Source organism: Bacillus sp. DC4300-2b2 (assembly GCF_049895685.1).
Lineage (GTDB): Bacteria > Bacillota > Bacilli > Bacillales > Bacillaceae > Bacillus > Bacillus safensis.
Genome location: NZ_JAFCSW010000002.1, coordinates 217101 through 244030, shown reverse-complemented (window position 1 = coordinate 244030; position 26930 = coordinate 217101). Strand labels below are relative to the sequence as shown.

Here is a 26930-nt window from a genome sequence, read left to right as displayed (position 1 = left end):
TGAGCAATAAAGAAATGGCATCTTACAACTATGTAGAGGTTTTACAAAAATCCATGCTTTTTTATGAAGCGCAGCGGTCAGGCCGGCTTCCGGAAAACAATCGTCTTAACTGGCGGGGAGATTCTGGACTAGAGGACGGGAAGGATGTTGGGCATGACTTAACTGGCGGCTGGTATGATGCAGGAGATCATGTGAAATTTGGACTTCCGATGGCTTATTCAGCAGCCGTGCTTGCATGGACAGTATATGAATACCGAGAAGCTTATGAAGAGGCGGAGCTGCTTGATGAGATACTAGATCAAATCAAGTGGGCAACGGATTATTTCTTGAAAGCACATACAGGGCCGAATGAATTTTGGGCGCAAGTAGGTGATGGAAACGCCGATCATGCTTGGTGGGGGCCAGCAGAAGTGATGCCGATGAACCGGCCAGCTTTTAAAATTGATGAACATTGTCCTGGAACAGAAGTAGCTGCACAAACTGCGGCGGCTTTAGCAGCAGGTTCTATCATTTTTAAAGAAACAGATGCGCCTTATGCGGCAAAGCTTTTGACGCACGCCAAACAGCTATATGCATTTGCTGACAGGTATCGCGGCAAATATACAGATTGTGTTACCAATGCGCAGCCATTTTACAACTCCTGGAGCGGCTATGTTGACGAACTTATTTGGGGCGGAATCTGGCTGTACTTGGCGACAAATGAAGAAACTTATTTAAACCAAGCATTAAAAGCGGTAGAGGAATGGCCGGAGGATTGGGATTATACGTTTACCATGTCATGGGACAATACTTTTTTTGCTTCACAAATCTTACTTGCAAGAATCACGAAAGAGAACAGATTTATAGAATCCACTGAGCGCAATCTTGATTACTGGACCACAGGCCTCGTTCAAAATGGAAAAGTAGAAAGAATCACCTATACGCCTGGTGGTTTGGCATGGCTAGATCAATGGGGTTCACTTCGTTATGCCGCCAATGCAGCATTTTTAGCCTTTGTTTATGCTGATTGGGTATCTGATCAAGAAAAGAAGAATCGATACCAATCGTTTGCGATCAAGCAAACTCACTATATGTTAGGTGATAATCCGCTGAATAGAAGCTACGTCGTTGGGTTTGGCCAGAATCCGCCGAAGCACCCGCACCATCGTACTGCACATGGCTCATGGTCTAACCAGCTGACAAACCCTTCAAATCACCGGCACACACTTTATGGAGCGCTTGTTGGAGGTCCTAATGCACAGGATCAATATGACGATGACATCTCTGATTATATATCTAACGAAGTGGCGACTGATTATAATGCCGCCTTTACTGGAAATATCGCCAAAATGGTGCAGCTCTTTGGTCAAGGCCAATCAAAGCTGCCAAATTTCCCGCCTAAAGAACAGGTGGAGGATGAGTTCTTTGTAGAGGCAGCTGTGATGCATAACGATACAACATCTACTCAAGTGAAAGCAGTGCTGTACAACAGGTCCGGCTGGCCGGCAAGAACCAGTCAAACACTCTCCTTCAGATATTACGTTAATCTGAGCGAGGTCTTTGCAAAGGGATTGACTGAAAAGGATATTCAAGTGACAGCAGCCTACAATGAAGGCGCTTCCTTATCGCCTTTAAAGGTATATGACGCATCAGCTCGCGTCTATTTTGCAGAAATCGATTTTACCGGCGTAGCTATTTCTCCTAGAGGTGAATCTGAGCATAAGAAGGAAATACAATTTCGATTATCTGCTCCAAATGGATCGAATATATGGGATGCCTCAAATGATTATTCCTATCAAGGATTAACATCCACTATGCAAAAAACAACGAAGATTCCTGTCTTTGACGATGGTGCTTTAGTATTTGGCACACTTCCAGACAAATAAAAATCAACGATTTTATTGAAAGGGTGAAGGACTTGTCAAATAAAGAACGGTTTTTAACGCTTTATCATCAAATCAAAAGCGATGCGAATGGATATTTTTCACCAGAAGGAATTCCGTATCATTCAATCGAGACGCTCATTTGTGAAGCGCCTGATTACGGACATATGACAACTTCGGAAGCGTATAGCTATTGGCTATGGCTTGAGGTGCTGTACGGACATTACACAGGGGATTGGAGCAAATTAGAGGCAGCTTGGGACAATATGGAGAAGTACATCATCCCAGTCAATGAAGATGGGCATGATGAGCAGCCGCATATGAATGCTTATAATCCGTCCAGTCCAGCCACATATGCAGCAGAGAAACCATTTCCGGATCAATACCCAAGCCAATTAACCGGTGCCCGTCCTGCTGGTCAAGATCCAATTGATGGTGAATTAAAATCAACCTATGGATCAAATGAAACGTATTTAATGCACTGGCTCCTTGACGTAGATAACTGGTATGGCTATGGGAACTTGCTCAACCCATCACATACAGCCGCATATGTGAACACATTCCAGCGTGGTCCACAGGAATCTGTATGGGAGTCCATCCCTCATCCATCACAAGACGATAAATCTTTTGGTAAGCCGAATGAAGGCTTTATGAGCTTGTTCACAAAAGAAAATCAAGATCCAGCTGCTCAGTGGCGTTATACGAATGCAACAGATGCTGATGCACGTGCGATACAAGCGATGTATTGGGCGAAGGAGCTCGGCTATAATCAGACAGCTTATCTTGATAAAGCGAAAAAAATGGGGGATTTCCTCCGTTACGGTATGTACGATAAATATTTTCAAACGATTGGAAGCGGGAAGCAGGGGAATCCGTATCCTGGAAACGGAAAGGGTGCCTGTCATTACTTAATGGCTTGGTATACCTCTTGGGGCGGAGGACTCGGGGATTATGCAAACTGGTCATGGCGTATCGGCGCGAGCCATTGTCATCAGGGATATCAAAATCCTGTTGCTGCTTATGCTTTATCCTCAGATAAAGGAGGCCTAAAGCCATCTTCTGCTACTGGGGCAAGCGATTGGGAAAAAACATTAAAGAGGCAGCTTGAATTTTACGTATGGCTTCAATCGAAAGAGGGAGCCATAGCAGGAGGCGCAACTAATAGCTGGAATGGAGACTATAGCGCTTATCCAGCAGGAAGAAGTACTTTTTACGATATGGCATATGAAGATGCGCCTGTTTACCTTGATCCGCCATCAAATAACTGGTTTGGGATGCAGGCGTGGCCAATGGAGCGCGTAGCAGAGCTTTATTATATTTTTGTCAAAGATGGCGACAAAACATCTGAAAATGTCCAAATGGCCAAATCTGCCATAACAAAATGGGTCAACTATGCATTAGATTACATTTTTATCGGCAGCCGTCCAGTGTCGGATGAAGAGGGTTATTTCTTAGATGAGCAAGGACAGAGAATTCTAGGAGGAACAAATGTTTCGGTTGCTACAACAAGTGCGCCTGGAGAGTTTTGGCTTCCTGGAAATATTGCTTGGAGCGGACAGCCTGATACTTGGAATGGATTCCAGTCTGCAACAGGAAATCCAAATTTAACAGCTGTCACAAAAGATCCGACTCAGGATACGGGCGTATTAGGAAGTCTTGCCAAGGCTTTGATATTCTTTGCTGCAGCCACAAAGCTGGAAACAGGTGATTATACAGCGCTTGGTGCAAGAGCGAAAGATGCAGCTGCGCAGCTCCTAGAGGTTGCATGGAATTACAATGATGGCGTCGGCATAGTGACCGAGGAAGATAGAGAAGACTATGACCGTTTCTTTAGAAAAGAAGTGTATTTCCCAAATGGATGGAACGGGACATTTGGTCAAGGAAATCAGATTCCTGGAGCCAGCACCGTTCCTTCTGACCCGCAGCGAGGAGGGAATGGGGTCTATACGAGTTTTGCTGACCTTCGTCCGAAGATTAAACAAGATCCAGCGTGGTCTTCACTCGAAAGTAAATATCAGTCTTCATTTAATGAAGCTACAGGCAAATGGGAGAATGGCGCACCAGTTTTCACTTATCACCGCTTCTGGTCTCAAGTGGATATGGCCACTGCCTATGCTGAATATCATCGTCTGATCAACTAAGAGATCAAAGGTCAAATTCAAGCTGTCGGCTTCTAGCCGGCAGTTTGAATAGAAAATATCAAGAATCCAATGAAGATAAGGGTGAGTTTATATGGTCAAAGAAAGAAGTTTTCTTCATCATTCATTCAATAGGGGCGAAAATGGACAGGACAGTCTGATGTGGAAAAAAGAGGCGGATGATCGAATCTCAGAGCATAGACAAAGAGATCTTGTGATCAACGTAACAAACGGTGAAAAAAAGCCAATAGCAGGTATAGAGGTTGAAATAAAGCAAATCAGACATGAATTCGCCTTTGGTTCAGCGATGAATGATCAAGTGTTATTTAATCAACAATATGCTGATTTTTTCGTGAAACATTTTAATTGGGCTGTTTTTGAAAATGAGGCAAAATGGTATGCGAATGAGCCACAAAGAGGGAGAATCACCTACGAAAAAGCAGATGCGATGCTGAATTTTGCAGATCGACATCAGCTTCCAGTGAGAGGGCACGCTTTGTTTTGGGAGGTAGAGGATGCGAATCCAAGCTGGCTAAGGTCACTGCCAAATCATGAAGTATATGAAGCCATGAAAAACCGGCTTGAGCATGCGGGCAATCACTTTAAGGGAAGGTTCCGTCATTGGGATGTAAACAATGAAATGATGCATGGTTCATTTTTTAAAGATCGCTTTGGGAAAAATATTTGGAAGTGGATGTATGAAGAAACGAAAAAAATTGACCCTCAAGCACTATTGTTTGTGAATGATTATAATGTGATCTCATATGGTGAACACCATGCCTATAAAGCGCATATCAATGAACTGCGTCAGTTAGGCGCACCTATTGAGGCGATTGGGGTTCAAGGCCATTTTGAAGAACGGGTCGATCCAGTCATTGTCAAAGAGAGACTCGATGTGCTTGCTGAGCTAGGTCTTCCAATATGGGTCACAGAGTACGATTCGGTTCACCCTGACCCTAATCGAAGAGCGGATAACCTGGAAGCTTTATATCGCGTCGCATTTAGTCATCCAGCCGTAAAAGGAGTGCTGATGTGGGGATTTTGGGCAGGTGCCCATTGGAGAGGGGAAAATGCAGCCATCGTGAATTATGATTGGTCTTTAAATGAAGCAGGAAGACGTTATGAAAAGCTTCTAAATGAGTGGACGACCCAAAGAGTTGAAAAAACAGATGCTAATGGCCATGTGAGATGTCCAGCATTTCACGGAACATATGAGGTTCGAATCGGTAAAGAAAGTAAAATGTTGAAACAGCAGACGATTGAACTTGATTCAAATGAACAAACACCGTTTCAACTAGACGTGATCCTGCCTCAAGAAGGATAGAGATAGATTGTGAGGAGAATGTAAATGAAAAAGTGGGCTCAAAGAGTATCTTGCTTCATACTTGTGGCCGCTATATGGTCCGGCTGGTTTTCACTTACGATTAAAGCCGCCGCTTATGTGCAGACGTCTGGTACACAATTTACGCTGAACAATCAACCATTTTACTTCGCCGGCACAAATAATTACTATTTCCATTACAAATCTAAAAAGATGGTAGATGCTGTGTTCGATGATATGAAGGCAATGAATTTAAAGGTCATACGGATTTGGGGCTTTCACGACGGGGCCCCTCAAGAAAACTCAGTCTTACAATCTAGTCCAGGGGTCTATGAAGAATCGGGTTTTCAAAAACTAGATTATGCCATTTATAAAGCTGGACAGGAAGGAATAAAGCTTGTCATCCCACTAGTGAATAATTGGGATGACTTTGGCGGTATGAATCAATATGTGAAGTGGTTCGGGGCAGGATCGCATGATGCCTTTTATACAGATCCTCGTATTCAAAAAGCTTACAAAAATTATGTCCGCTATGTATTAGAAAGGACCAATACGTATACAGGTGTTCAATATAAAGACGATCCAGCTATTATGACGTGGGAATTAGCCAACGAGCCGCGGATGCAGTCAGATCCAACCGGAAATGTACTAGTCAAATGGGCAGATGAAATGAGTACATGGATCAAATCGCTTGATCGTCACCATCTTGTTGCAGTAGGAGATGAAGGATTCTTTCGTATACCAGGACATGAAGATTGGTTTTACGGAGGAGGGGAAGGTGTCGATTGGGACCGTTTAACATCTCTTCCTAATATCGATTATGGAACCTATCATCTGTACCCAGATCACTGGAACAAGTCTGCTGTCTGGGGAGTGAAATGGATCGAAAACCATATCACCCGCGGAAATTCAATTGGAAAACCAGTTGTGCTAGAAGAGTTTGGCTACCAAAATCAATCAGCTCGTCCCGACGTATATCAAAGCTGGCTGTCAGCGGTAGAGCGGCTTGGAGGTGCTGGCAGTCAATTTTGGATTTTAACAAGCATTCAGGACGATGACTCGCTCTATCCCGATTATGACGGATTCCGCATCATAAAAGGGAGCAGGGAGGCAGCACTTATCAGTGAACATGCGAAAAGAATGAATGAAAAAAACCGATGATGAATGCCTGCTGAATAAGGAACTTCATTTGCATAAAAAAATTGGATATGGTATAGTTTTTATGGAAATGCTAACGATTACCGAGACAAGAGTGGGGAAACCCGCTCTTTTGTATTGAACAGGCAATTTTTGTCTCGACATTATTCATCCGTTTTCTGCTCCCCCTGCTCACATAAAGCAGGGTTTTTATGCAGAATGATTGATAAGAGCGTTTATCGAAAGCACAAGGAGGAAGAGAATGAGCAAAAAAGTAGTGGATGTCGTAAGCGAAATGGTGCAGCCAATTTTAGATGGCTTACAGCTTGAACTCGTTGATGTTGAATTTGTCAAAGAGGGTCAAAACTGGTTCCTTCGCGTGTTTATTGACTCTGATAAAGGTGTCGATATCGAAGAGTGTGCCAAAGTGAGCGAAGCCTTGAGCGAAAAGCTTGATGAGGCAGATCCGATTAGCCAAAACTACTTTCTTGAAGTATCCTCTCCTGGAGCGGAGCGCCCATTAAAGAAAAAAGCTGATTTTGAAAAAGCACTTGGAAAAAATGTTTTCATGAAAACATATGAACCAATTGATGGTGAAAAAGCATTTGAAGGTGAGCTTACAAGCTTTGATGGTGAGATTGCAACAGTGACAGTGAAGATCAAGACAAGAAAGAAAGAGATCAATATTCCATACGAAAAAATAGCTAACGCAAGATTAGCAGTTTCGTTCAATTAACCTTTTCATTGATATAAGGGGGAACCATAAAAATGAGTAGTGAGTTGTTAGATGCCCTGACTGTTCTTGAGAAAGAGAAGGGTATTAGTAAAGAAATTATAATTGAAGCGATAGAAGCTGCACTCATTTCTGCATATAAGCGTAATTTTAATCAAGCACAAAATGTTCGTGTTGATTTAAACCGCGAAACGGGAACGATTCGTGTGTTCGCAAGAAAAGATGTTGTAGATGAAGTGTATGATTCTCGCCTTGAAATCTCTGTAGATGATGCAGCCAATATTAACCCGAATTACATGGTTGGTGACGTCGTTGAGATTGAAGTCACACCAAAAGATTTCGGACGCATTGCAGCTCAGACAGCGAAACAAGTTGTGACGCAGCGTGTGAGAGAAGCAGAGCGTGGTGTGATCTACACTGAGTTCATCGACCGCGAGGAAGACATTATGACGGGAATCGTTCAGCGAATTGACAGTAAATTCATTTACGTGTCACTTGGCAAAATCGAAGCCCTTCTTCCTGTCAATGAACAAATGCCAAATGAAGAATACAAACCACATGACCGCATTAAAGTGTTCATTACAAAAGTAGAAAAAACAACAAAAGGACCACAAATTTATGTGTCTAGAACACATCCAGGTCTTTTAAAGCGTTTATTTGAAATTGAAGTACCAGAAATTTATGATGGTACTGTAGAGCTTAAATCGGTTGCTAGAGAAGCTGGGGACCGTTCTAAAATATCTGTTCGTACAGATGATCCTGATGTTGATCCAGTTGGCTCCTGTGTTGGACCAAAAGGCCAGCGTGTACAAGCAATTGTCAATGAGCTAAAAGGCGAAAAAATTGATATTGTCCATTGGTCTAATGACCCGGTTGAATTTGTTGCCAATGCGCTGAGTCCATCAAAAGTACTTGATGTCATTGTGAATGAAGAAGACAAGGCGACAACAGTCATTGTCCCTGATTATCAGTTGTCATTAGCGATTGGTAAAAGAGGTCAAAATGCTCGTCTTGCAGCAAAGCTGACCAGCTGGAAAATCGACATTAAAAGCGAAACAGATGCAAGGGAACTCGGTATTTTCCCAAGAACTGAAGACTCTGAATCTCTTTTCTTAGAGGCTGAACCAGTAGCTGAGGAATCTGACGAATAAGAGGTGATATAAAAGGTGAAAAGCCGAAAAAAAATCCCGCTTAGAAAATGCGTCGTGACGGGAGAAATGAAACCAAAGAAAGAACTGATCCGGGTTGTTCGTTCGAAAGAAGGAGAAGTGTCTGTTGACGCTACCGGAAAAATGAACGGACGCGGAGCTTACCTTTCTCTCGATAAAGAAACCATTCTTGCGGCAAAGAACAAACGCAGTTTACAGCAGCAATTTCAGACACAGATTGACGAACACATATTTGAAGAATTACTAGAACTAGCTGAAAAGGTGAAAAAACCTAATGAATGAATCTGAATGGTATCCTTTGCTTGGTCTAGCAAATCGAGCTCGTAAAGTCGTGTCAGGAGAAGATCTGGTGATCAAAGAAATTAGACATGCGCGTGCTAAGCTGGTTCTTCTTGCAGCAGATGCCTCACCAAACACAGAAAAAAAGGTATCTGACAAATGCAAATTTTATAATGTTCCGGTTAGAAAAGTTGAAGACCGTTCCGTTCTCGGACGTTCTATTGGGAAAGAAGCTCGCGTAGTTGTCGCTGTCACTGACCAAGGCTTCGCTAAGAAGCTCATAAGCTTGCTCGATTAATTTATTTGGGGGTGAACGAATGGCTAAAGTGAGAGTATATGAATACGCAAAAGCCATAGATGTTTCAAGTAAAGATATTATAGCAGCGCTTAAGGATATGAACGTGGAAGTGAACAACCACATGGCGACGCTTGAAGACGACACTGTGAAAAAGCTAGACGCTATCTATAAAAAAGCCAAAGCAAAAGAGACAACTAACGAGAAACCCGCAGAACAAAAAAAACAATCATCTAACAAAAACAATGATAGAAAGAAGAATGACGTGCAGAATAATCAATTTAATAAAAACAAAAAAAACAACAACCAAAATAAAAACAAAAATAAACGCGGTGGAAATAACAAACCGCAGCATCAGCAAGCTAGACCTGTGAAGCCTAAAAAAGAGCTTCCTGAAAAAATTGAATTTACAAATTCAATGACCGTCGGCCAGCTGGCTGATGAGCTTGGAAAAGAAACAGCTGAAATCATCAAAAAGCTGATGATGCTTGGTGTCATGGCAACGATCAACCAAGAACTTGATAAAGATACAGTTGAATTAATCGCTTCTGAATATGGTGTTCCAGTAGAGGAAGTCATTATTTTAGAAGAAACTGAACTTGAAAAGTATGAAGTTGAAGATAAAGAAGAAGATATGCAAGTACGCCCTCCAGTTGTAACGATCATGGGACACGTTGACCACGGGAAAACAACACTTCTTGACAGCATTCGTAAGACAAAAGTCGTCGAAGGCGAAGCAGGTGGAATCACGCAGCATATCGGTGCATACCAAATCGAAGAAAACGGCAAAAAAATTACGTTCCTTGATACACCTGGACACGCAGCATTTACAACGATGCGTGCACGTGGTGCCGAAGTAACGGATACGACAATTCTGGTTGTTGCAGCAGATGATGGTGTCATGCCTCAAACAATTGAAGCGATTAACCATGCGAAAGCGGCAGAAGTGCCAATCATTGTCGCTGTCAATAAAATTGACAAACCAACAGCAAACCCTGACCGCGTGATGCAGGAATTAACTGAGCATGGTCTTGTACCAGAAGCTTGGGGCGGCGAAACGATCTTTGTTCCGCTATCTGCGAAAACAGGTGAAGGCATTGATGAATTGATCGAAATGATCCTTCTTGTCAGCGAAGTAGCAGAATTGAAAGCCAACCCAAATCGTGCGGCAAAAGGGACTGTTATCGAGGCTGAGCTTGATAAAGGAAGAGGTTCTGTTGCAACCCTTCTTGTTCAAACAGGTACACTTCATGTAGGTGACCCAATCGTCGTCGGAAATACATTTGGCCGTGTACGTGCAATGGTCAATGATATCGGCCGCCGCGTGAAAACAGCAGGACCATCTACACCTGTTGAAATCACTGGTTTAAACGATGTACCAAATGCAGGGGATCAGTTCCTCGTATTCAAAGATGAAAAAACAGCTCGTCAAGTCGGTGAGGCGCGTGCTTCTAAGCAGCTGGACGAACAGCGTTCAGACAAAGCAAAATTATCTCTAGACGATCTATTTGAGCAAATCAAACAAGGTGACGTAAAAGATATCAACTTGATCGTGAAAGCAGACGTACAAGGCTCTGCTGAAGCATTAACAGCAGCTCTTCAAAAAATTGAAGTCGAAGGCGTAAAAGTGAAAATCATCCATACGGGTGTTGGAGCGATTACAGAATCAGATATCATTTTAGCAAGTGCTTCTAATGCCATCGTGATTGGCTTTAACGTACGTCCTGATGGAAATGCGAAGAGCACAGCTGAGACTGAAAACGTTGATATCCGCTTGCACCGCATTATCTATAAAGTCATCGATGAAATTGAAGCTGCGATGAAAGGGATGCTTGACCCTGAATATGAAGAAAAAGTCATCGGTCAAGTTGAAGTTCGTCAAACGTTCAAAGTATCTAAAATCGGTACAATTGCGGGTGGCTATGTGACTGAAGGAACGATTACAAGAGATAGCGGAATCCGCTTAATCCGTGACGGCGTCGTTATTTTCGAAGGCGAAGTTGACGTGTTAAAACGATTTAAAGATGATGTGAAAGAAGTTTCACAAGGCTATGAATGTGGTATTACCATTAAGAAATACAATGATATCCGTGAAGGTGATGTCATGGAATCATTCGTTATGCAAGAAATCGAAAGAAAATGATCGGTTATACCGAATGTGAGTGCATGATCTATGATGCATCCTCACTGAAGGAAAAGCGTGCGGTTCTTCAGCGTATATTGACAAGAACGCGTCATAAATTCAATGTAACCATTGCTGAAATGGATTACCAGGATACATGGCAGCGTACATCAATTGGAATCGCCGTGATTTCCTCATCTCGGGTTCAAGTGGAAAAGGAGCTTCAGCGTGTATTAAGCTTTATCGATTCTTTTCCTGAAATTGAACGAACGATCACGAAAACTGAGTGGTTTTAATTAGAGGTGATAAGATCATGAGTATGAGAGCAACCCGTGTGGGTGAGCAAATGAAAAAAGAATTGGGCGACATCCTAGGCAGAAAGTTAAAAGATCCAAGAATTGGCTTTTTGACTGTAACCGATGTCGAAGTATCCGGTGATTTGCAAATTGCCAAAGTCTACATTTCTGTTCTTGGCGACGAGAAGAAAAGAGAGGAAACCTTAAAAGGTCTTGCAAAGGCTAAAGGGTACATCCGCTCTGAAATTGGCAATCGAATCAGACTTCGCAAAACACCAGAACTGCATTTTGAATTCGACGAATCCGTAGATTACGGAAACCGAATTGAAAGCCTGATTGCAGAATTAAACACAAAAGATCACGAATAAGACGTTGAAATAAGGATAGGCGATGATCGTCTGTCCTTTTTCATCGTTTATGAAAGGAGAGAACGCAGATGATAAATGGTGTTCTTTTATTACATAAAGAAAGAGGTATGACCTCTCACGACTGTGTGTTTAAGGTAAGAAAAATATTGCACACAAAAAAAGTCGGACATACAGGCACCCTCGACCCAGAGGTTTCAGGTGTTCTGCCTATTTGTATCGGAAGAGCAACGAAGATTGTAGAATACTTAACAGATAAATCGAAAACGTATGATGCAGAAATCACGATTGGTTTTTCTACAACAACAGAAGACCAAACAGGTGAGATCGTAGAAGAAAAAAAAGTGGAAAACCCGATCTTAGAAAAAGACATTGATGCGGCGCTGAAGCAGTTTGAAGGAACCATTGAACAAATTCCTCCCATGTTTTCTGCTGTGAAAATTGGCGGGAAAAAGCTCTATGAATATGCTAGAGAAGGCATTGAAATTGAGCGGCCGGCCCGTGAAATTACCATTCACCGTATCGAGCGGACTACACCTGTCACATATGAGGATGGCAGCGTGTCATTTAGATTCACCGTACTATGCTCAAAGGGAACATATGTGAGAACTTTAGCGGTTGATATCGGGAAGAAACTAGGGTTTCCAGCCCACATGTCACATCTCATTCGTACAGGATCTGGTGATTTTACACTTGATGAATGTATCACGCTGGATCAGTTGCGAGAGATAAGCGAGGAAGGAACTTTAGATGAGCACCTTGTCCCGATCGAGCGTGCGCTCAATCATTTGCCGAAATGGGAGATAAATGATACATTAGCAAGTAAAGTGGAAAACGGTGCAGTCCTGCCAATGCCTGATGAATTTGCTCATTTCGCAGAGGAGGATCGTGTCGCTGTTTTTGCTCCTTCAGGTCGTTGTCTGGCGATATATATGAAGCACCCGACCAAACCGAACCTGATGAAGCCGGCGAAGATCTTATCTCAGGACAAGCAATCTTAAAGAAAAGGTGACATCTCGTGAAGACTATACATATTTCACACCCACATACATTGAATCAAAAGGATCAAGTCCCGTCTGTCATGGCTTTAGGGTACTTTGACGGTGTTCACCTCGGGCATCAAAAAGTCATTGACGAAGCGAAAAGTATTGCAAAAAAAGAAGGATTGGCCTTAGCGGTCATGACATTCCATCCACATCCATCACATGTTTTGCAAAAGGCACGGGAACCAAAAGACTTAATTACACCGCTTGAGGATAAAATTGATTTCATCGAACAGCTGGGCGCTGACTATTTATACATCGTACAATTCAGCGAGAGCTTTGCAGCTCTATCTCCTCAAGAGTTTGTGGATCAATATTTGGATGAATTGAATGTGAAGCACGCAGTAGCGGGGTTTGATTTTACGTTTGGCCGTTTTGGTGCAGGCACAATGGAAACGTTCGATGAATACGGAAAAGGCCGTATCAAGGCAACCATCGTCCCTAAGCTGTCCAATCAAGACCGAAAAGTCAGCTCCACTCTTATCCGTTCTGCATTAAAGAATGGGGATGTTGAATATGTGAGCGAGCTTTTAGGAAAACCTTATCAGCTTCGCGGCATTGTCATCCATGGAGACAAACGCGGACGGACGATCGGATTTCCGACAGCTAATGTCGGCTTATCTGCTGAATACATTATTCCGCCAACAGGGGTTTATGCAGTAAGAGCAGAAGTGAAAGGCAAAGTATATGACGGCGTTTGTAATGTTGGGTATAAACCAACATTTTATGAAAAGCGACCTGATCAGCCTGCCATTGAAGTAAACCTCTTTGATTTCAACGAAGAAATATATGGCCAGCCGATTAAATTACAATGGTTCAAGCGCATTCGCAGTGAACGGAAATTTAACGGAATTCAGGAGCTGACGGCTCAAATTAGTCAAGATAAAGAAGAAGCGATTCAGTTTTTTCAAGATCAGTACAAGCAAACAAAAAAATCATAGAAAAACTGCTCTACCATTTGCAAATTCAGCATATTTTTAGTATGATAATTCCTGTAGCTTTAAAACCACTTACTTGGCAGGCCGACTTCACCGACGGTTGCGAGGTAGATGGGGCTAACATGATTTGGAGGTGAAACAGGATGGCAATTACTCAAGAGCGTAAAACGCAATTAATTAATGAGTTCAAAACACACGAATCTGATACTGGATCTCCAGAAGTTCAGATCGCTGTCCTAACAGAATCAATTAACAACTTGAACGAGCATTTACGTACTCATAAGAAAGATCACCACTCACGTCGCGGTCTTTTGAAAATGGTAGGTAGACGTCGTAATCTTCTTACGTATCTACGTAATAAAGACGTAACTCGTTACCGTGAGTTAATTAACAAACTAGGCTTACGTCGATAATCGTAAAAAGCGGGAGGATTCCCGCTTTTTTATCGTATAATCACTAATATTTTATGGTTAAAATGTTGAAAGAATGGCAAAAACCCTTCTACATACAGCTTTCACATTGATATGTGAAAATCATTTTGTTCATAATAAGAACTAACTAAAACTTTACGATAAGAGAGGAGTTTATCTCAGAATGGGACAAGAGAAACATGTCTTCACCATAGACTGGGCTGGACGTCAACTGACAGTTGAAACTGGCCAGCTTGCAAAGCAAGCAAACGGAGCGGTTCTCGTACGCTACGGAGATACGGCTGTGCTTAGCTCAGCAACAGCTTCTAAAGAACCAAAACCACTTGATTTCTTCCCGCTCACTGTGAACTACGAAGAAAGACTATACGCAGTAGGTAAAATTCCTGGCGGCTTCATTAAAAGAGAAGGCCGTCCAAGTGAAAAGGCTATCCTAGCGAGCCGCTTAATTGACAGACCAATTCGTCCGCTGTTTGCAGATGGATTTAGAAATGAAGTACAAGTCATTAGTATCGTCATGAGTGTGGATCAAGATTGCTCATCTGAAATGGCTGCAATGTTTGGCTCATCTTTAGCTTTATGTGTGTCTGACATTCCATTTGAGGGACCAATCGCCGGCGTTACAGTAGGACGAGTGGATGGAAAGCTCATCATTAACCCAAATGTGGAGCAGCTTGAACAAAGTGACATCAATCTAGTGGTCGCTGGAACAAAAGATGCGATTAACATGGTAGAAGCTGGTGCTGATGAAGTACCGGAAGAAACAATGCTTGAAGCGATCATGTACGGTCACCAAGAAATCAAACGCTTAATTGAATTCCAAGAAGAAATTGTAAAGGCAGTCGGTAAAGAAAAAATCGATATTCCTTTATATGAAGTAGATCAAACGTTAGCAGACGAAGTAAAAGCCCTTGCTGAAGCTGACCTGCTGAAAGCGATTCAAGTACATGAGAAGCATGCACGTGAGGATGCAATCAGTGCTGTGAAAAAAGCTGTAGTTGAGAAGTTTGAAGCAGAAGAACGTGACGAAGCAACGATTAAACAAGCGAAAGATGTATTAAACAAGCTTGTCAAAAATGAAGTTCGTCGTCTGATCACTGAAGAGAAAGTACGTCCAGATGGACGCGGTGTAGATCAAATCCGTCCACTTTCTTCAGAAGTAGGACTTCTGCCAAGAACGCACGGTTCAGGCCTATTTACAAGAGGACAAACACAGGCGCTCAGTATTTGTACATTAGGTGCGCTTGGTGATGTGCAAATTCTTGATGGTCTAGGTGTTGAAGAATCAAAACGCTTCATGCACCATTACAACTTCCCGCAATTCAGTGTTGGTGAGACAGGTCCAATGCGCGGTCCAGGCCGCCGTGAGATCGGACATGGCGCACTAGGTGAACGTGCACTAGAACCAGTCATTCCATCCGAAAAAGATTTCCCTTATACGGTTCGCCTTGTTTCAGAGGTATTAGAATCAAATGGGTCTACTTCACAAGCAAGTATTTGCGCAAGCACACTTGCGATGATGGATGCGGGTGTTCCAATTAAAGCACCAGTTGCAGGGATTGCAATGGGACTTGTGAAATCAGGGGAATACTATACAGTGCTGACAGACATTCAAGGAATGGAAGATGCACTTGGAGATATGGACTTTAAAGTTGCAGGGACATCAAAAGGTGTCACAGCACTTCAAATGGACATCAAAATCGATGGTCTATCAAAAGACATCTTAGAAGAGGCTCTTCAACAAGCGAAAAAAGGAAGAATGGAAATCTTAGACAGCATGCTGTCAACGATTCCTGCTTCTAGAGGAGAATTGTCTCGTTATGCACCAAAAATCTTAACGATGACAATTAATCCGGATAAAATTCGCGATGTCATTGGACCAAGCGGTAAACAAATCAATAAAATCATTGAAGATACTGGTGTGAAAATCGATATTGAACAAGATGGTACAATCTTTATTTCTTCTACAGAAGAAGATATGAACCAAAAAGCGAAGAAAATCATTGAAGATCTTGTGAGAGAAGTTGAAGTAGGACAGCTTTACCTAGGTAAAGTCAAACGCATTGAAAAATTCGGTGCCTTCCTTGAAATCTTCAGCGGAAAAGATGGACTTGTTCATATTTCTGAGCTTGCGCTTGAGCGTGTGGGCAAAGTAGAAGATGTCGTGAAACTTGGCGATGAATTGCTTGTCAAAGTCACTGAAATCGATAAACAAGGCCGTGTGAACCTTTCTCGGAAAGCTGTTTTACGTGAAGAAAAGGAAAAAGAAGAAAACCAGTCTTAATGAGATCAAATAAAATGTGTTAGAAGCCAGGTATCCGTGCCAGGCTTCTTTCTTTTCTTACGCTAACAATAGTTCTAGCTTGTTTCTCCCCATCATAATTTGTGGTAAAGGGGAGGGACAACCATTGAAAAAAACGTTACCATTCATTGTGTTTGTATTTTTACTGCTCGTGTCATATCAAACGATGAAGCAGCCGGCTGCTGTTACATATATTGAATCAATGAAAGAGCATGCCGAGGTAGCATCTGTTTCAAAAGATATTTTATATCAGGAGATTGAATCGAAGTCTTCTGACTATGAAGTAAAGGCGCAAAATGCTAAGATTGATAAAGTGTGGAAAAAGATACCTGGCTTAAATGGACAGACAGTTGATATCGATGCTTCTTATGAAAAAATGAAGAAACAGGGGTCATTCGATGAAAAGCTGCTTGTTTTGAATGAAACAAAACCATCTATTCATTTACATGAACTTGGTGCTGAGCCCATTTATAAAGGACATCCAGATAAAAAAATGAATGCATTTCTCATCAACGTAGCTTGGGGTGACGAGCATTTAATCAACATGTTAAAAACGCTGGAAAAGCATCAAGTCAAGGCGACCTTTTTCTTAGAAGGCAAATGGGTGAAAAAAAGCACAGAGCTTGCTAAAAAAATCGTGGCAGATGGTCATGAAATTGGAAATCATTCATACAATCACCCAGATATGCGCACACTGACAAGAGAACGAGCATTAGAGCAGATAACGAAAACAAATCGCCAAATTGAAGAATCCCTTGGGAAGAAACCAAAATGGTTTGCGCCTCCAAGCGGCAGCTTTAAAGAAGAAACAGTCAAGCTTGCCAAACAAGAAGGCATGGAAACCATTATGTGGACAGTAGACACCATCGACTGGCAAAAGCCATCACCGGCTATTTTACAAAAGCGGGTGCTTGGGAAAATTCACAATGGGGCGATGATATTAATGCATCCAACAGATGCAACGGCGAAAAGTCTTGACGCACTTATCACTCAAATCAAGGAAAGAGGATATGAATTAGGGACGGTTTCTGACCTCCTAAGTGAAAAAAGACATTCGTGATGCGATCTGTTTGTTGAATAGGAGGAGCAAAACTTGGTCAAAACGTATACTTGCCAAAACGGAGTAAGAATTGTACTCGAAAACAATCCCACTGTAAGGTCTGTCGCAATTGGCGTCTGGATTGGAACAGGCTCTAGACATGAGACACCTGAAATTAATGGGATCTCACACTTTTTAGAGCATATGTTCTTTAAAGGGACAAAGACAAGATCTGCACGTGATATCGCAGAATCCTTTGACCGCATTGGTGGTCAAGTGAATGCCTTTACATCAAAAGAATATACTTGCTACTATGCAAAGGTGCTTGATTCACATGCTGGCTACGCCCTCGATGTATTAAGCGACATGTTCTTTCACTCTGCTTTTGATGAAGAAGAGCTGAAAAAAGAAAAAAATGTGGTGTATGAAGAAATTAAAATGTATGAGGATACACCTGATGACATCGTTCATGATTTATTAAGCAAAGCCATTTATGGTGAACATTCATTAGGATATCCGATTTTAGGAACAGAGGAAACACTTTCTACCTTTAATGGAGACTCACTTAGAAAATATATGGATGAATTCTACACGCCGGACCGCGTTGTGATCTCTGTTGCAGGGAACGTAGATGAGACCTTTATTCGTGAGGTTGAAAAGCTATTCGGCTCTTATGAAGGAAAAGGGAAAAAGCAGCCTGTCGAAGCTCCAGCATTTCATTATGACAAGCTCACACGCAAAAAGGAAACGGAACAAGCGCACCTATGCCTGGGCTTTAATGGCCTTCCAGCGGGAGATAAAGGCATCTATGATTTAATCGTCTTAAATAATGTTCTTGGCGGAAGCATGAGCAGCCGGTTATTCCAAGATGTAAGAGAGGACAAAGGACTTGCTTATTCCGTCTTCAGCTATCATAGTTCATTTGCAGATAATGGAATGCTGACGATTTATGGCGGAACTGGGGCGAAGCAGCTAAACCTGCTCTCTGAGACCATCTTACAAACATTAGACGTCTTAAAGCGTGAGGGAATCACGCAGAAAGAACTAGAGAACTCTAAAGAGCAAATGAAAGGCAACCTTATGCTGAGCCTTGAAAGTACAAACAGCAAAATGAGCCGAAACGGTAAAAACGAACTGCTCCTTGGCAAACATCGGACACTCGATGAAATTATTGACGAAATCAACAGCGTCACATTAGACGGCGTGAATAACTTATCTAAACGCATCTTTACAGAAGATTATGCGCTCTCGCTTATTAGTCCGACGGGTGATGTACCTTCTGCTTAAACAAAAAAGGCATGTCTTTTAAAGAGATGCCTTTTTTTCATGCAAAAAAGATTAATCAGCTAACTTATTTTGCAGCTGATGAACAATTTTATTGATTGTCGAAAAGTGCTCTGTCAGTAATTCCTCATCTGCAAATTGAATATCAAAAACCTCTTCTAATTCCAATATGAGTGAAACTGCTTTAATTGAATCGAGACCGTGATTTGTTAATTCTTCATCTGCACCAATAGAAATCTTGCTGCTATCATCCAAAGAACGCAGAACCAAATCTTTTACTTGATTTGAAAGTGAAAGGACATCCGTCGGTTCATTCATCTGCAACGCTCCCTTTTACAAATTTTCTATCGTTTACATAAATTAACTATATTAGAATGAAAAAACATTGTAAAGCAGTTTCGACATAAATAGGAATTGTTAATCATTCTATTCAAATGAAATATTTGGTAGAGTGAGAAGAAAAGAGACTGGAAGGATGAATGAATCCATGAATAAAACAGACCTTATGCAGCACATTCCCTTATTAAAAGAAGCAGTCAGCATAGACCAGATTGATAAAGGATATTCTCGGGATGAAAAATGGGTCATGACTACCGTATCAGGTGAAAAATATGTCCTTCGATTCACAGAACAAGACCAGTATGACAAAATAAAGACGCAGTTTGAGCTGCTATCCGAATTAAGACGTCATGGTGTTCAGTGTGCTGATCCAGTGAATATTGGTGTTCTAGAAGCAAAACAGCAAGTGTACTATATTTTATCGTTTATAGAAGGCCATGAAGCAAAAGAAATCATGAGTCAGTTAACTGAAGAAAAGCAGTATGCTCTCGGGGTAAGTGCAGGTCAGGATTTACGAAATATGCATAAATATCCGGCACCTTCACACATCGAACCTTGGGAAGATCGTGTCATTAAAAAGCATCATCGATATTTAACTGCTTACAGGGAAAGCGGCATCACCCTTGAAGGGGATGAAAAAGTGGCTCAGTTTATAGCCAAGCACATAGATATTGTGAAAGGCAGACCTAATCAATTTCAGCACGATGATTTTCATTTAGGAAACATTATTGTAAACGATAATAAATATGCAGGTGTCATTGATTTTAACAATTTTGATTGGGGAGATCCCATTCATGATTTTTATAAAGTAGCTCTTTTCAGCAGAGAAACAAGTGAAGCCTTTTCGGCAGGTCAAATCAATGGATATTTTGATGGGAACATCCCAGATGATTTTTGGCTGCTTTACTCTGTTTATGTCGCAATGAGTATCTTCTCATCGATTATGTGGGTCATTAAATTCGATCAGGGTCAAATGGATGAGATGATTGAAAGACTAGAAAATGTGCTAAAAGATCATCATTATTTTGATCAAATAGAGCCACAGTGGTATGCGCGTATCACTAGATAACAGTGAAATATAGGACGATTAGGCAGTGATGGAAGTCACTGTCTTTTTTGTTATAATGATACAAATTACACATTGTCATGACTAAAAACATTTTATATAATCCAAACAAGGATCGAAAAAGATGTAAAAAAATTCCGTTTTTTGTTGAAAAAGAGCAAAAGGCTGGTGGTGGATTGAAACAAATCGACAAGGGTTCAAAGCAGTTATGGCGTGTATATTTATGGACACTTTCATTCTTAAAGCCTTATACAGGTAAAGTGATTCTAGTTATTATGAGTGGTTTCGTTATTACCTTGAGCGAGCTCATAATACCTAAATTTATTCAATATTTTATTGAGACCATTTTGCCAGCAAAAGACTTTTCAAAAATGAATGGTTTATTGTCAGGACTGACTGGCTTAATTGTACTTGGTATTGTACTGACAGCCGCACGAAATTTATGGCAAAGAAAATTAATTGAACAAGCCTCAAGAGATTCACAATTTGCTGCCTTCCAGCAAATCCGTCAACTTGGTTTCTCATACTACGAACAACATTCTGTTAGTGAAACACTCTCCTTTGTTAACACACAGACACGAGCTGTACAAGAAATTTACAGACGATACTTCCCACAATTTATCAATCAGATATTATTTATCGCCATCTCACTTTTCTTTATGATAAACATTTCTATTTTTCTCACACTCATCATCATTCCAAGTTTTATTCTCTACTATGTCTTTGGACCATGGCTTGAAAAAAAGGCAACAATCTACGGTAGACAAAGTGCAGAAGGTTTTCGCACGCTGCAAACAAAATTATACGAAAGTCTTGCTTCGATGGAAGAGCTTAGAATTTTAGGCTATATGAAATGGGATATGGAACGAATTCAACGACTGCATGAAAAAGTGCGCCAAAATCATGAAAAAAATGTGTTTTTCGCCTATTTACGAGGAAGCAACCGCAGGCTGACTTATTATATTGGTGCTCTTGCCACTTTTGGTATTGGTATCCACCTTGTAAAGACTGGACAGCTGACGACAGGTGGTTTTGTGGCATATATCCTATATTATTTTTCAGCGATGCATATGCTTACTTCCATTGTCACACTTTTAACAGAACAACGGATATTAACCTTTCAAATTGAGCCTTTATATCATTTTATGAAAAAAACACCTGATATTAGAGAGCCTCAGCAGCCGGTGCACCTTGATCATGTAGAAGGCGATATCGAGTTTCATGACGTCAGTTTTCATTATCCAAATCATCCTCCTTTATTAAAAGGGATGAATCTACATATTCGGAAGGGTGAAAAAGTAGCGCTTGTCGGTACGAGCGGCGGAGGGAAAACATCACTTCTTAAGCTAATTGGACGCTTTTATGATCCCTCAGCTGGGATGATTACACTGAATGGAGTAGATTTGCGCCATTTACCTACTAGTCAAATAAGAGGTGCGATGGGATTTGTTTTTCAAGAAACGTTCTTATTCAATATGAGTGTAAAGGACAATATTCGTTTTGGAGATACAAGTCTTTCAGATCAACAGATCATTGAAGCCGCAAAAAAAGCAGACTGTGATTCATTTATAAGAGAATTAGAAAATGGATACGACACCATACTCGGGGAAAGGGGATTAAAACTTTCCGGCGGGCAAAAACAAAAAATAGCGATTGCCAGGCTATTTGCTAAAAATCCAAGTGTTGTATTACTCGACGAAGCCACAGCATCTCTTGACAATGTCAGTGAGCAAAAAGTCCAGCAGGCATTACACCAAACATTTAAGGATTCTACTGTCATAGCAGTTGCACACCGTTTATCAACAGTCAGACATTTTGACAGAATTATTTTTATAAAAGATGGTTGTGTGTTAGAGACTGGATCTTTTTATGAATTGATGAGGAAAAAGGGGCATTTTTACCAATTAGCGTCTGACCGCTCAGAAAAGGAGGCAGGTGTAACATGAGAAAAAATTGGCTGTTTCTTTTAATCACAAGGCAAAAATGGATGCTCCTCCTTGCTCTTTTACTCGTTTTGATTGAAGCAGCAGCTAATTTAGCCATGATAGGACTGCAAAAGTGGCTCATTGATGATGTTCTTTTGCATAGTGGTATCAGTCCACATTTTTCCCAGATCTTGATGCTGTTTGCCATTATATTTCTTGTGTATGTTGTGATGTTTGTGGCGAGTCCGTATGTGATGCATAAAAACTATCTGACCATCCACCATTCATTGCAGAAAATGATGCTAGATCAGCTTCAGCAAGTATCCATGAGATCATATAAAACTCACCCAGTTAGTTTTTATTTACACAAGCTTAATCAAGATGTAAAGACAGTTGCTGTCACGGCTGCTTTACATATACCGAAGATTGTCCAAACGATTTTTATGGCCGTTGTTTTATCTATCGTTTTACTATCTGTGAGTTATGTCTTATTTTTCTTGCTTCTCTTTGCAAGCACTTGTTATTTCATTATCGGTAAAAAAATGGCGGAAACGGCAACAAACATAGCAAAAGATGTGCAGGAGAGAAAATCAGACCTTTTCGTGCATGTAGAAGAAGGAATTTCCTCTACAAGGGAAGTTGTCGCATTTGATCGACGTAAGTGGGAAATTGGTTTGTATGAAAAGCTGTTTAACAAAATGATGGATCGTGTCATGAAGGAAGGTAAGTTTCAAAATAAGCTTCTTTTTTTAACAGAACCATTGAAATGGTTTGGGATACTATCAGTTCTAGTGTTTGGCACATATCAAGTAGCAGCAGGAAACATGTCCATCGGTTTATTTGTCGTCATTTACCAATATGCATCTCAATTAATGAAGAGTTATCAAGAGTTATTCCAGTATGTATTTGAATTTTTCCAACAGCGTGCATCTGTTCATCGAATCGCAGAAGTGCTGCAAATGGAAAACGAAGAAAAAGGAACAAAACAAATAGATGCTGTAGAAGACGTGGTGTTTGAAGATGTTTGCTTTTCATATGAACAAACCTCTAAAGGCGCTTTAGACGGCTTGAATCTTCATATTCCAAAGGGAAAGAAAGTGGCGATTGTTGGAGCGAGCGGAAGCGGGAAATCGACAATCTCAAAGCTCACACTTGGACTTTACCAGCCAGATAGCGGGGGAATTTTAGTGAATGGGATTGATCTATCAGAGATAAAACCATCTCATTTATTAAGGCGAATAGCCGTTGTTCCGCAAGAACCTTATTTTTTCCCAGACACTATACGCCTGAATTTAATCATGGGATTAAATGATGTGACCGAAGAACAACTTGAACAGGCGTGTGAAGTTGCACAAATTCTTTCCTTCATCAAAGGGCTTGAAAAAGGTTTTGACACAGTCATTGGAGAGAGGGGAATTTCTCTATCAGGAGGACAAAGACAGCGTTTAGCAATCGCCAGAGCGCTTTTAAAACAGGCTGATTTACTTATATTGGATGAGGCGACCTCCGCGCTTGATCGGCAGACTGAAAGGAAAGTTCAAAAAGGGATAGATGATGCCAAAGGGGGCGGCACCTTGCTTGTGATAGCGCACAGATTATCAACCATACAAAATGCAGATATGATCTATGTACTTGAAGGTGGTGCTGTTCAAAGCTGCGGTACTCATGAGGAGCTGATGGAAGCCTCCTCGCATTACCGCTCTTTATTTATGGCCCAGGTGATTACAGCGTCTTAGTCAGTTTGTTTTTAACCAAAGTAAAGAGTCGATCTAAGGTGCGGAAGTGGTCGGGATGTAATTCTTCATCTTCAAAAGCAATATGAAAGGTGTCCTCTAATGAAATAACAAAAGAGACGATTTGGACAGAATTTAATCCTAAAGCTTTTAAACTATCATCCCGGCTTGGCTGCTCATTGAGAGACAACTTATTCATGACAAGCTGGACAATTTTTTCTTCAACTTCAGTTAGTTTCAGTTCATTCATGTCGCGGCTCCTTTCTAAGAGATTGATACATGTTACATTTTGGTTGATGAAGGAAAAAAATGCAATTGTTTTTATAAATCTATCATAAGGGGTGGCATTCATTGTCATATGTAAGCTATCAAAAAAATGATGTTCGTGTCGTATTAGGTGCAGATGAATCAATTCAGAATTTAGTCATAAGTAAAGTACATCCTTATATTGATTGCAGCAAATTAACAGAAAGACATGAAGGAGACGTTTGGACAATTTTAACCAGTGAATATGCACAAGAAATTCAAAAAGAAATACCGCTTGAAGAAGTCTTTTACGAAACGAAGATGGAACCCCGCTGCCGCTACCTGTATCACGGAGAGAAAAAAGTCATTGTGATAGATGAACCAAAAGATGTCAGATGGGCAGCCCAGCATGCTCTACGGTTAATTAGAGTTTTGCTCCGCCTTTTGTGTTATCAGGATGGACTCATCTATTTGCATGGGGGCATGATGGAGATGAACCAAAAGGGAATTGCCCTAGTAGGCGGATCAAGGGCAGGGAAAACGTCCACCATCTTATCCTTATTATCATTAACCGATGCCCGGTATATCACAAACGATGATATAGGTGTTTCATATACGAACACCGAGTACACGGGAACTGGCTGGCCTAGATCTATGAGCATTCGGAAAGATTCGTTTGAAGCCATTGAAAAGCTTGGTACCCCATACAGACTCCAAACATCAAGTCACCCTTTTAACGAGGATGATAAAAGCTATCATTTTGTATATCCAGAGGAGCTAGAAAAATGGTTTGCACGTGAAGTCAAAACAATGGGAAAAATCGATGTGATTGTGTTTCCTGAATTTTTACCTCACGGGCAAACTGGTGCAGAACTATCGAAAATGACATCGCATGAAGCAGCGGAACGTCTGAACGAGCATGCAGTCATTAATCCTGGAAGACATAATGAATTCTTATTACCGTTTTTCACATTGCCGACACCCGAAGAGCTAGAACCATTTCTTAACGCACTAGCGGAAAAGGTGCCTTGTTATTCATTAAAGCAGGCATTTACTTCTTTAGAGAAAGGTACTGTCCTCATTCAAGAGCTTCTTGAACAATCCGACATTGTCGTGTAAGACTTTTTGGAGGTGAGTCATGGTTGAGCAGGAATATAAATATTTGTTGTCACAAACAGATTTTCAGGACATATACGACATGTTCATTCAAAGTTATAGCCCTACTTATATACTTAATTTCAATTACTATTACGACACCCCAGATTTTCTATTAAAACGATTTGGTTATACCGTACGTATCCGTCAAATCAGCGGGAAACTAACACTTGAAATCAAACGCCCCAGTCAAACATCTGGCTATAAAAGAGTAAGAGAAGAAACGTCATTACCTATTGAGGAGTTACCGCAAAAACTAGATTTACAGAACTTCATGAGGTCTTTACCGATTACAGGTACTCAACAGCCAGAAATGTTGGGGCTATTGGTCACTGAGCGAACAACCTTTCACATTGAGGAAGGCATCAAAGTGGATTTGGATCAAAGCAGCTATCTTGGCATCACAGATTATGAATTGGAAATTGAATATGACAGTGAAAAAGCATATGAGGCAGATCAATTGTTTCATACACTAACTGATGATTTGGACATGCCAGTCAATCGAAAAGGAAAGCGCTCTCGATTTATCACTAGATTTCAATCGTTTTACGGGAAGGAGTAGTCAAACATGCGAGCTGTTTTGGATCAATCCACTCTCTCAAATGAGCAGAGACTGTTATTACTTAGCTCACGTATTCAATTAAATGAACAAGAAGAAGAGTCTATTAGAGCTCTATTGAAAGATGGCATTGATATGCCTAAATTAATTGGACTGGCATCAAGACATAAGGTGCTTCAGCTGATGACACCTCATTTAATTCGCCTTGATGATGAAAAGAGCATTACGACAACATACAAATTTTTGCTTCACTATCACTATATAGGGAATCGTCAAAAAAATGTGGAGAGATTCAAAGAATTCAAGCGTCTGTTACAAACATTCCGAAATGCAAAGCTGAAAGCGGTCCCCCTTAAAGGCGCCATTTTAACCCCGCTTGTGTACAAAGATTATGGACTGCGAATGATGTCAGACCTTGATTTCTTAATTCATCCAGATGACCGGAAAAGTGCCTCATCATTGCTCAAGAAAGAAGGGTTTATCATCGGGAAATATGACTGGGCTGCCGACCAGGAAATACCGATTGAAAGAGAAGAAGAAATGATGTGGAGAATGAATGCCGGGAATCTTTATTCACATATTAAACGGAGCGGAGAAGATTTTTTGAAGGTACACCGAGTCGATTTCTCTTATGATGTTGAACTGAAAAAAAACTACGAAGCAACAAATGCTTTGCTGGATGCTGCTGAAGAAAAGCACTTTTTTCAAACAGATGTCCATTTGCTCCAGCCATTAGATTTTCTTATCCATCTTGCTTTCCATCTATATAAGGAGGCAACAAATGTACAGTATGTCTACTTACATGCAGATCTTAATTTGATCAAGTTTTGTGATGTAAGAGAGTACGTCATGTTTGTTGAAGAGCAAAATCAGCTTGATTGGCATGCTTTGCAAGTAAGAGCGAAGGAATTAGGGGCCGAGAAAGCACTTTTTTACACGTTTACGTTTTTAGATTTATTGTATCAAACGAACTATATCGATCAATTGAAGCAGCTAGACATGAGTGACCAATCCTTCTTAGAAGCTTATGGAGAGAATGATTTCGGTTCTTTGAAAATATGGAAAAAATCTTTTATTGAGCGTTTTTTCAGCTTAGATAATCGCGATGAACTTGAAGAGGAACCAGCCATACAGCTATTTCCTGAAAGGCAATAGC

Annotated in this window: 25 protein-coding genes; 23 read left to right on the top strand and 2 right to left on the bottom strand. The window is 41.0% G+C overall.

Features of this window, described 5'->3' with window-relative positions; translation table 11 throughout:
- Window positions 1–14: 14 nt before the first annotated feature.
- The 17 genes from ACP69X_RS06120 to ACP69X_RS06040 all read left to right on the top strand — a co-directional run bounded on the left by ACP69X_RS06120 (window position 15) and on the right by ACP69X_RS06040 (window position 18754).
- Complete coding sequence (locus tag ACP69X_RS06120; protein ID WP_426052643.1) at window positions 15–1865, top strand: glycoside hydrolase family 9 protein; 1851 nt, start codon at window positions 15–17, stop codon at window positions 1863–1865.
- Window positions 1866–1897: 32 nt separating this feature from the next.
- Window positions 1898–4003, top strand: coding sequence for a glycoside hydrolase family 48 protein (locus tag ACP69X_RS06115; RefSeq protein WP_251180748.1), 2106 nt, complete (start codon window positions 1898–1900; stop codon window positions 4001–4003).
- A 91-nt stretch (window positions 4004–4094) separates the two neighbouring features.
- The gene (locus ACP69X_RS06110) at window positions 4095–5324 is read left to right on the top strand and encodes an endo-1,4-beta-xylanase (RefSeq protein WP_058837692.1); all 1230 of its coding nucleotides are present in this window, start codon (window positions 4095–4097) and stop codon (window positions 5322–5324) included.
- Between the two features lie 24 nt (window positions 5325–5348).
- On the top strand, window positions 5349–6482 hold the full coding sequence (locus tag ACP69X_RS06105; protein WP_423358998.1) for a glycoside hydrolase 5 family protein: 1134 nt from the start codon (window positions 5349–5351) through the stop codon (window positions 6480–6482).
- A 238-nt stretch (window positions 6483–6720) separates the two neighbouring features.
- Window positions 6721–7194, top strand: coding sequence for a ribosome maturation factor RimP (gene rimP / locus ACP69X_RS06100; protein WP_003211398.1), 474 nt, complete (start codon window positions 6721–6723; stop codon window positions 7192–7194).
- A gap of 32 nt (window positions 7195–7226) precedes the next feature.
- The gene (gene nusA / locus ACP69X_RS06095; protein WP_024424140.1) at window positions 7227–8342 is read left to right on the top strand and encodes a transcription termination factor NusA; all 1116 of its coding nucleotides are present in this window, start codon (window positions 7227–7229) and stop codon (window positions 8340–8342) included.
- A 15-nt stretch (window positions 8343–8357) separates the two neighbouring features.
- Window positions 8358–8642 carry an RNase P modulator RnpM gene (gene rnpM, locus ACP69X_RS06090; protein ID WP_024424139.1) on the top strand — a complete coding sequence of 95 codons (285 nt, stop codon included), beginning with the start codon at window positions 8358–8360 and terminating at the stop codon, window positions 8640–8642.
- Entirely contained in the window at window positions 8635–8937 is a 303-nt protein-coding gene (locus ACP69X_RS06085) for a YlxQ family RNA-binding protein (protein ID WP_039178647.1), read from the top strand. Before rnpM ends, ACP69X_RS06085 begins: the two co-directional genes overlap by 8 nt.
- Window positions 8938–8956: 19 nt before the next feature.
- Window positions 8957–11077 (top strand): translation initiation factor IF-2, encoded by a 2121-nt coding sequence (gene infB, locus ACP69X_RS06080; protein WP_041084836.1) that lies wholly within the window; start codon window positions 8957–8959, stop codon window positions 11075–11077.
- Window positions 11074–11352, top strand: a complete 279-nt coding sequence (locus tag ACP69X_RS06075) for a DUF503 domain-containing protein (protein WP_024424137.1) — start codon at window positions 11074–11076, stop codon at window positions 11350–11352. Before infB ends, ACP69X_RS06075 begins: the two co-directional genes overlap by 4 nt.
- A gap of 17 nt (window positions 11353–11369) precedes the next feature.
- The gene (gene rbfA, locus ACP69X_RS06070) at window positions 11370–11720 is read left to right on the top strand and encodes a 30S ribosome-binding factor RbfA (protein WP_007499525.1); all 351 of its coding nucleotides are present in this window, start codon (window positions 11370–11372) and stop codon (window positions 11718–11720) included.
- A 68-nt stretch (window positions 11721–11788) separates the two neighbouring features.
- Window positions 11789–12718 (top strand): tRNA pseudouridine(55) synthase TruB, encoded by a 930-nt coding sequence (truB, locus tag ACP69X_RS06065; RefSeq protein ID WP_269103559.1) that lies wholly within the window; start codon window positions 11789–11791, stop codon window positions 12716–12718.
- Between the two features lie 17 nt (window positions 12719–12735).
- Window positions 12736–13701 carry a bifunctional riboflavin kinase/FAD synthetase gene (gene ribF / locus ACP69X_RS06060; protein ID WP_041084834.1) on the top strand — a complete coding sequence of 322 codons (966 nt, stop codon included), beginning with the start codon at window positions 12736–12738 and terminating at the stop codon, window positions 13699–13701.
- Window positions 13702–13841: 140 nt separating this feature from the next.
- Window positions 13842–14111: a 30S ribosomal protein S15 gene (rpsO, locus tag ACP69X_RS06055; protein ID WP_008354438.1), complete on the top strand. Its 270-nt coding sequence runs from the start codon at window positions 13842–13844 to the stop codon at window positions 14109–14111.
- Between the two features lie 181 nt (window positions 14112–14292).
- Window positions 14293–16410: a polyribonucleotide nucleotidyltransferase gene (gene pnp, locus ACP69X_RS06050; RefSeq protein WP_041084833.1), complete on the top strand. Its 2118-nt coding sequence runs from the start codon at window positions 14293–14295 to the stop codon at window positions 16408–16410.
- A gap of 124 nt (window positions 16411–16534) precedes the next feature.
- Entirely contained in the window at window positions 16535–17488 is a 954-nt protein-coding gene (locus ACP69X_RS06045; protein ID WP_426052528.1) for a polysaccharide deacetylase family protein, read from the top strand.
- A 33-nt stretch (window positions 17489–17521) separates the two neighbouring features.
- Entirely contained in the window at window positions 17522–18754 is a 1233-nt protein-coding gene (locus tag ACP69X_RS06040) for a M16 family metallopeptidase (protein ID WP_041084832.1), read from the top strand.
- Between the two features lie 51 nt (window positions 18755–18805).
- Here ACP69X_RS06040 and ACP69X_RS06035 read toward each other — a convergent pair whose 3' ends face one another.
- Entirely contained in the window at window positions 18806–19069 is a 264-nt protein-coding gene (locus ACP69X_RS06035; RefSeq protein WP_052468192.1) for an acyl carrier protein, read from the bottom strand.
- A 169-nt stretch (window positions 19070–19238) separates the two neighbouring features.
- Between ACP69X_RS06035 and ACP69X_RS06030 the strand changes: the two genes are divergently transcribed.
- From ACP69X_RS06030 to ACP69X_RS06020, 3 genes are all read left to right on the top strand, one after another.
- Entirely contained in the window at window positions 19239–20159 is a 921-nt protein-coding gene (locus ACP69X_RS06030) for an aminoglycoside phosphotransferase family protein (protein WP_426052527.1), read from the top strand.
- 173 nt (window positions 20160–20332) lie between these two features.
- Window positions 20333–22102, top strand: coding sequence for an ABC transporter ATP-binding protein (locus ACP69X_RS06025; protein WP_198528241.1), 1770 nt, complete (start codon window positions 20333–20335; stop codon window positions 22100–22102).
- Window positions 22099–23817, top strand: coding sequence for an ABC transporter ATP-binding protein (locus tag ACP69X_RS06020; RefSeq protein WP_041084831.1), 1719 nt, complete (start codon window positions 22099–22101; stop codon window positions 23815–23817). The genes ACP69X_RS06025 and ACP69X_RS06020 overlap by 4 nt, the downstream gene beginning before the upstream one ends.
- Here ACP69X_RS06020 and ACP69X_RS06015 read toward each other — a convergent pair.
- Window positions 23804–24064: an acyl carrier protein gene (locus ACP69X_RS06015; protein WP_041084830.1), complete on the bottom strand. Its 261-nt coding sequence runs from the start codon at window positions 24062–24064 to the stop codon at window positions 23804–23806. The two genes, ACP69X_RS06020 and ACP69X_RS06015, sit on opposite strands and share 14 nt — an antisense overlap.
- 101 nt (window positions 24065–24165) lie before the next feature.
- Here ACP69X_RS06015 and ACP69X_RS06010 point away from each other — a divergent pair, with 101 nt between their 5' ends.
- The 3 genes from ACP69X_RS06010 to ACP69X_RS06000 are packed head-to-tail and all read left to right on the top strand — an operon-like array spanning window position 24166 to window position 26929.
- Window positions 24166–25179, top strand: a complete 1014-nt coding sequence (locus ACP69X_RS06010) for a hypothetical protein (RefSeq protein ID WP_041084829.1) — start codon at window positions 24166–24168, stop codon at window positions 25177–25179.
- Window positions 25180–25198: 19 nt separating this feature from the next.
- Window positions 25199–25777, top strand: a complete 579-nt coding sequence (locus ACP69X_RS06005; RefSeq protein WP_041084828.1) for a CYTH domain-containing protein — start codon at window positions 25199–25201, stop codon at window positions 25775–25777.
- A gap of 6 nt (window positions 25778–25783) precedes the next feature.
- Window positions 25784–26929: a nucleotidyltransferase family protein gene (locus tag ACP69X_RS06000; RefSeq protein WP_041084827.1), complete on the top strand. Its 1146-nt coding sequence runs from the start codon at window positions 25784–25786 to the stop codon at window positions 26927–26929.
- Window position 26930 lies beyond the last annotated feature (1 nt).

What these genes read in the sequence shown, in the direction of transcription:
- ACP69X_RS06120 (WP_426052643.1), top strand. Translation starts at nt 15, where the DNA reads ATGGCATCTTACAACTATGTAGAGGTTTTACAAAAATCCATGCTTTTT.
- ACP69X_RS06110 (WP_058837692.1), top strand. Translation starts at nt 4,095, where the DNA reads ATGGTCAAAGAAAGAAGTTTTCTTCATCATTCATTCAATAGGGGCGAA.
- ACP69X_RS06105 (WP_423358998.1), top strand. Translation starts at nt 5,349, where the DNA reads ATGAAAAAGTGGGCTCAAAGAGTATCTTGCTTCATACTTGTGGCCGCT.
- rimP (WP_003211398.1), top strand. Translation starts at nt 6,721, where the DNA reads ATGAGCAAAAAAGTAGTGGATGTCGTAAGCGAAATGGTGCAGCCAATT.
- nusA (WP_024424140.1), top strand. Translation starts at nt 7,227, where the DNA reads ATGAGTAGTGAGTTGTTAGATGCCCTGACTGTTCTTGAGAAAGAGAAG.
- ACP69X_RS06085 (WP_039178647.1), top strand. Translation starts at nt 8,635, where the DNA reads ATGAATGAATCTGAATGGTATCCTTTGCTTGGTCTAGCAAATCGAGCT.
- infB (WP_041084836.1), top strand. Translation starts at nt 8,957, where the DNA reads ATGGCTAAAGTGAGAGTATATGAATACGCAAAAGCCATAGATGTTTCA.
- ACP69X_RS06075 (WP_024424137.1), top strand. Translation starts at nt 11,074, where the DNA reads ATGATCGGTTATACCGAATGTGAGTGCATGATCTATGATGCATCCTCA.
- rbfA (WP_007499525.1), top strand. Translation starts at nt 11,370, where the DNA reads ATGAGTATGAGAGCAACCCGTGTGGGTGAGCAAATGAAAAAAGAATTG.
- truB (WP_269103559.1), top strand. Translation starts at nt 11,789, where the DNA reads ATGATAAATGGTGTTCTTTTATTACATAAAGAAAGAGGTATGACCTCT.
- rpsO (WP_008354438.1), top strand. Translation starts at nt 13,842, where the DNA reads ATGGCAATTACTCAAGAGCGTAAAACGCAATTAATTAATGAGTTCAAA.
- pnp (WP_041084833.1), top strand. Translation starts at nt 14,293, where the DNA reads ATGGGACAAGAGAAACATGTCTTCACCATAGACTGGGCTGGACGTCAA.
- ACP69X_RS06035 (WP_052468192.1), bottom strand. Translation starts at nt 19,069, where the DNA reads ATGAATGAACCGACGGATGTCCTTTCACTTTCAAATCAAGTAAAAGAT.
- ACP69X_RS06030 (WP_426052527.1), top strand. Translation starts at nt 19,239, where the DNA reads ATGAATAAAACAGACCTTATGCAGCACATTCCCTTATTAAAAGAAGCA.
- ACP69X_RS06020 (WP_041084831.1), top strand. Translation starts at nt 22,099, where the DNA reads ATGAGAAAAAATTGGCTGTTTCTTTTAATCACAAGGCAAAAATGGATG.
- ACP69X_RS06015 (WP_041084830.1), bottom strand. Translation starts at nt 24,064, where the DNA reads ATGAATGAACTGAAACTAACTGAAGTTGAAGAAAAAATTGTCCAGCTT.
- ACP69X_RS06005 (WP_041084828.1), top strand. Translation starts at nt 25,199, where the DNA reads ATGGTTGAGCAGGAATATAAATATTTGTTGTCACAAACAGATTTTCAG.
- ACP69X_RS06000 (WP_041084827.1), top strand. Translation starts at nt 25,784, where the DNA reads ATGCGAGCTGTTTTGGATCAATCCACTCTCTCAAATGAGCAGAGACTG.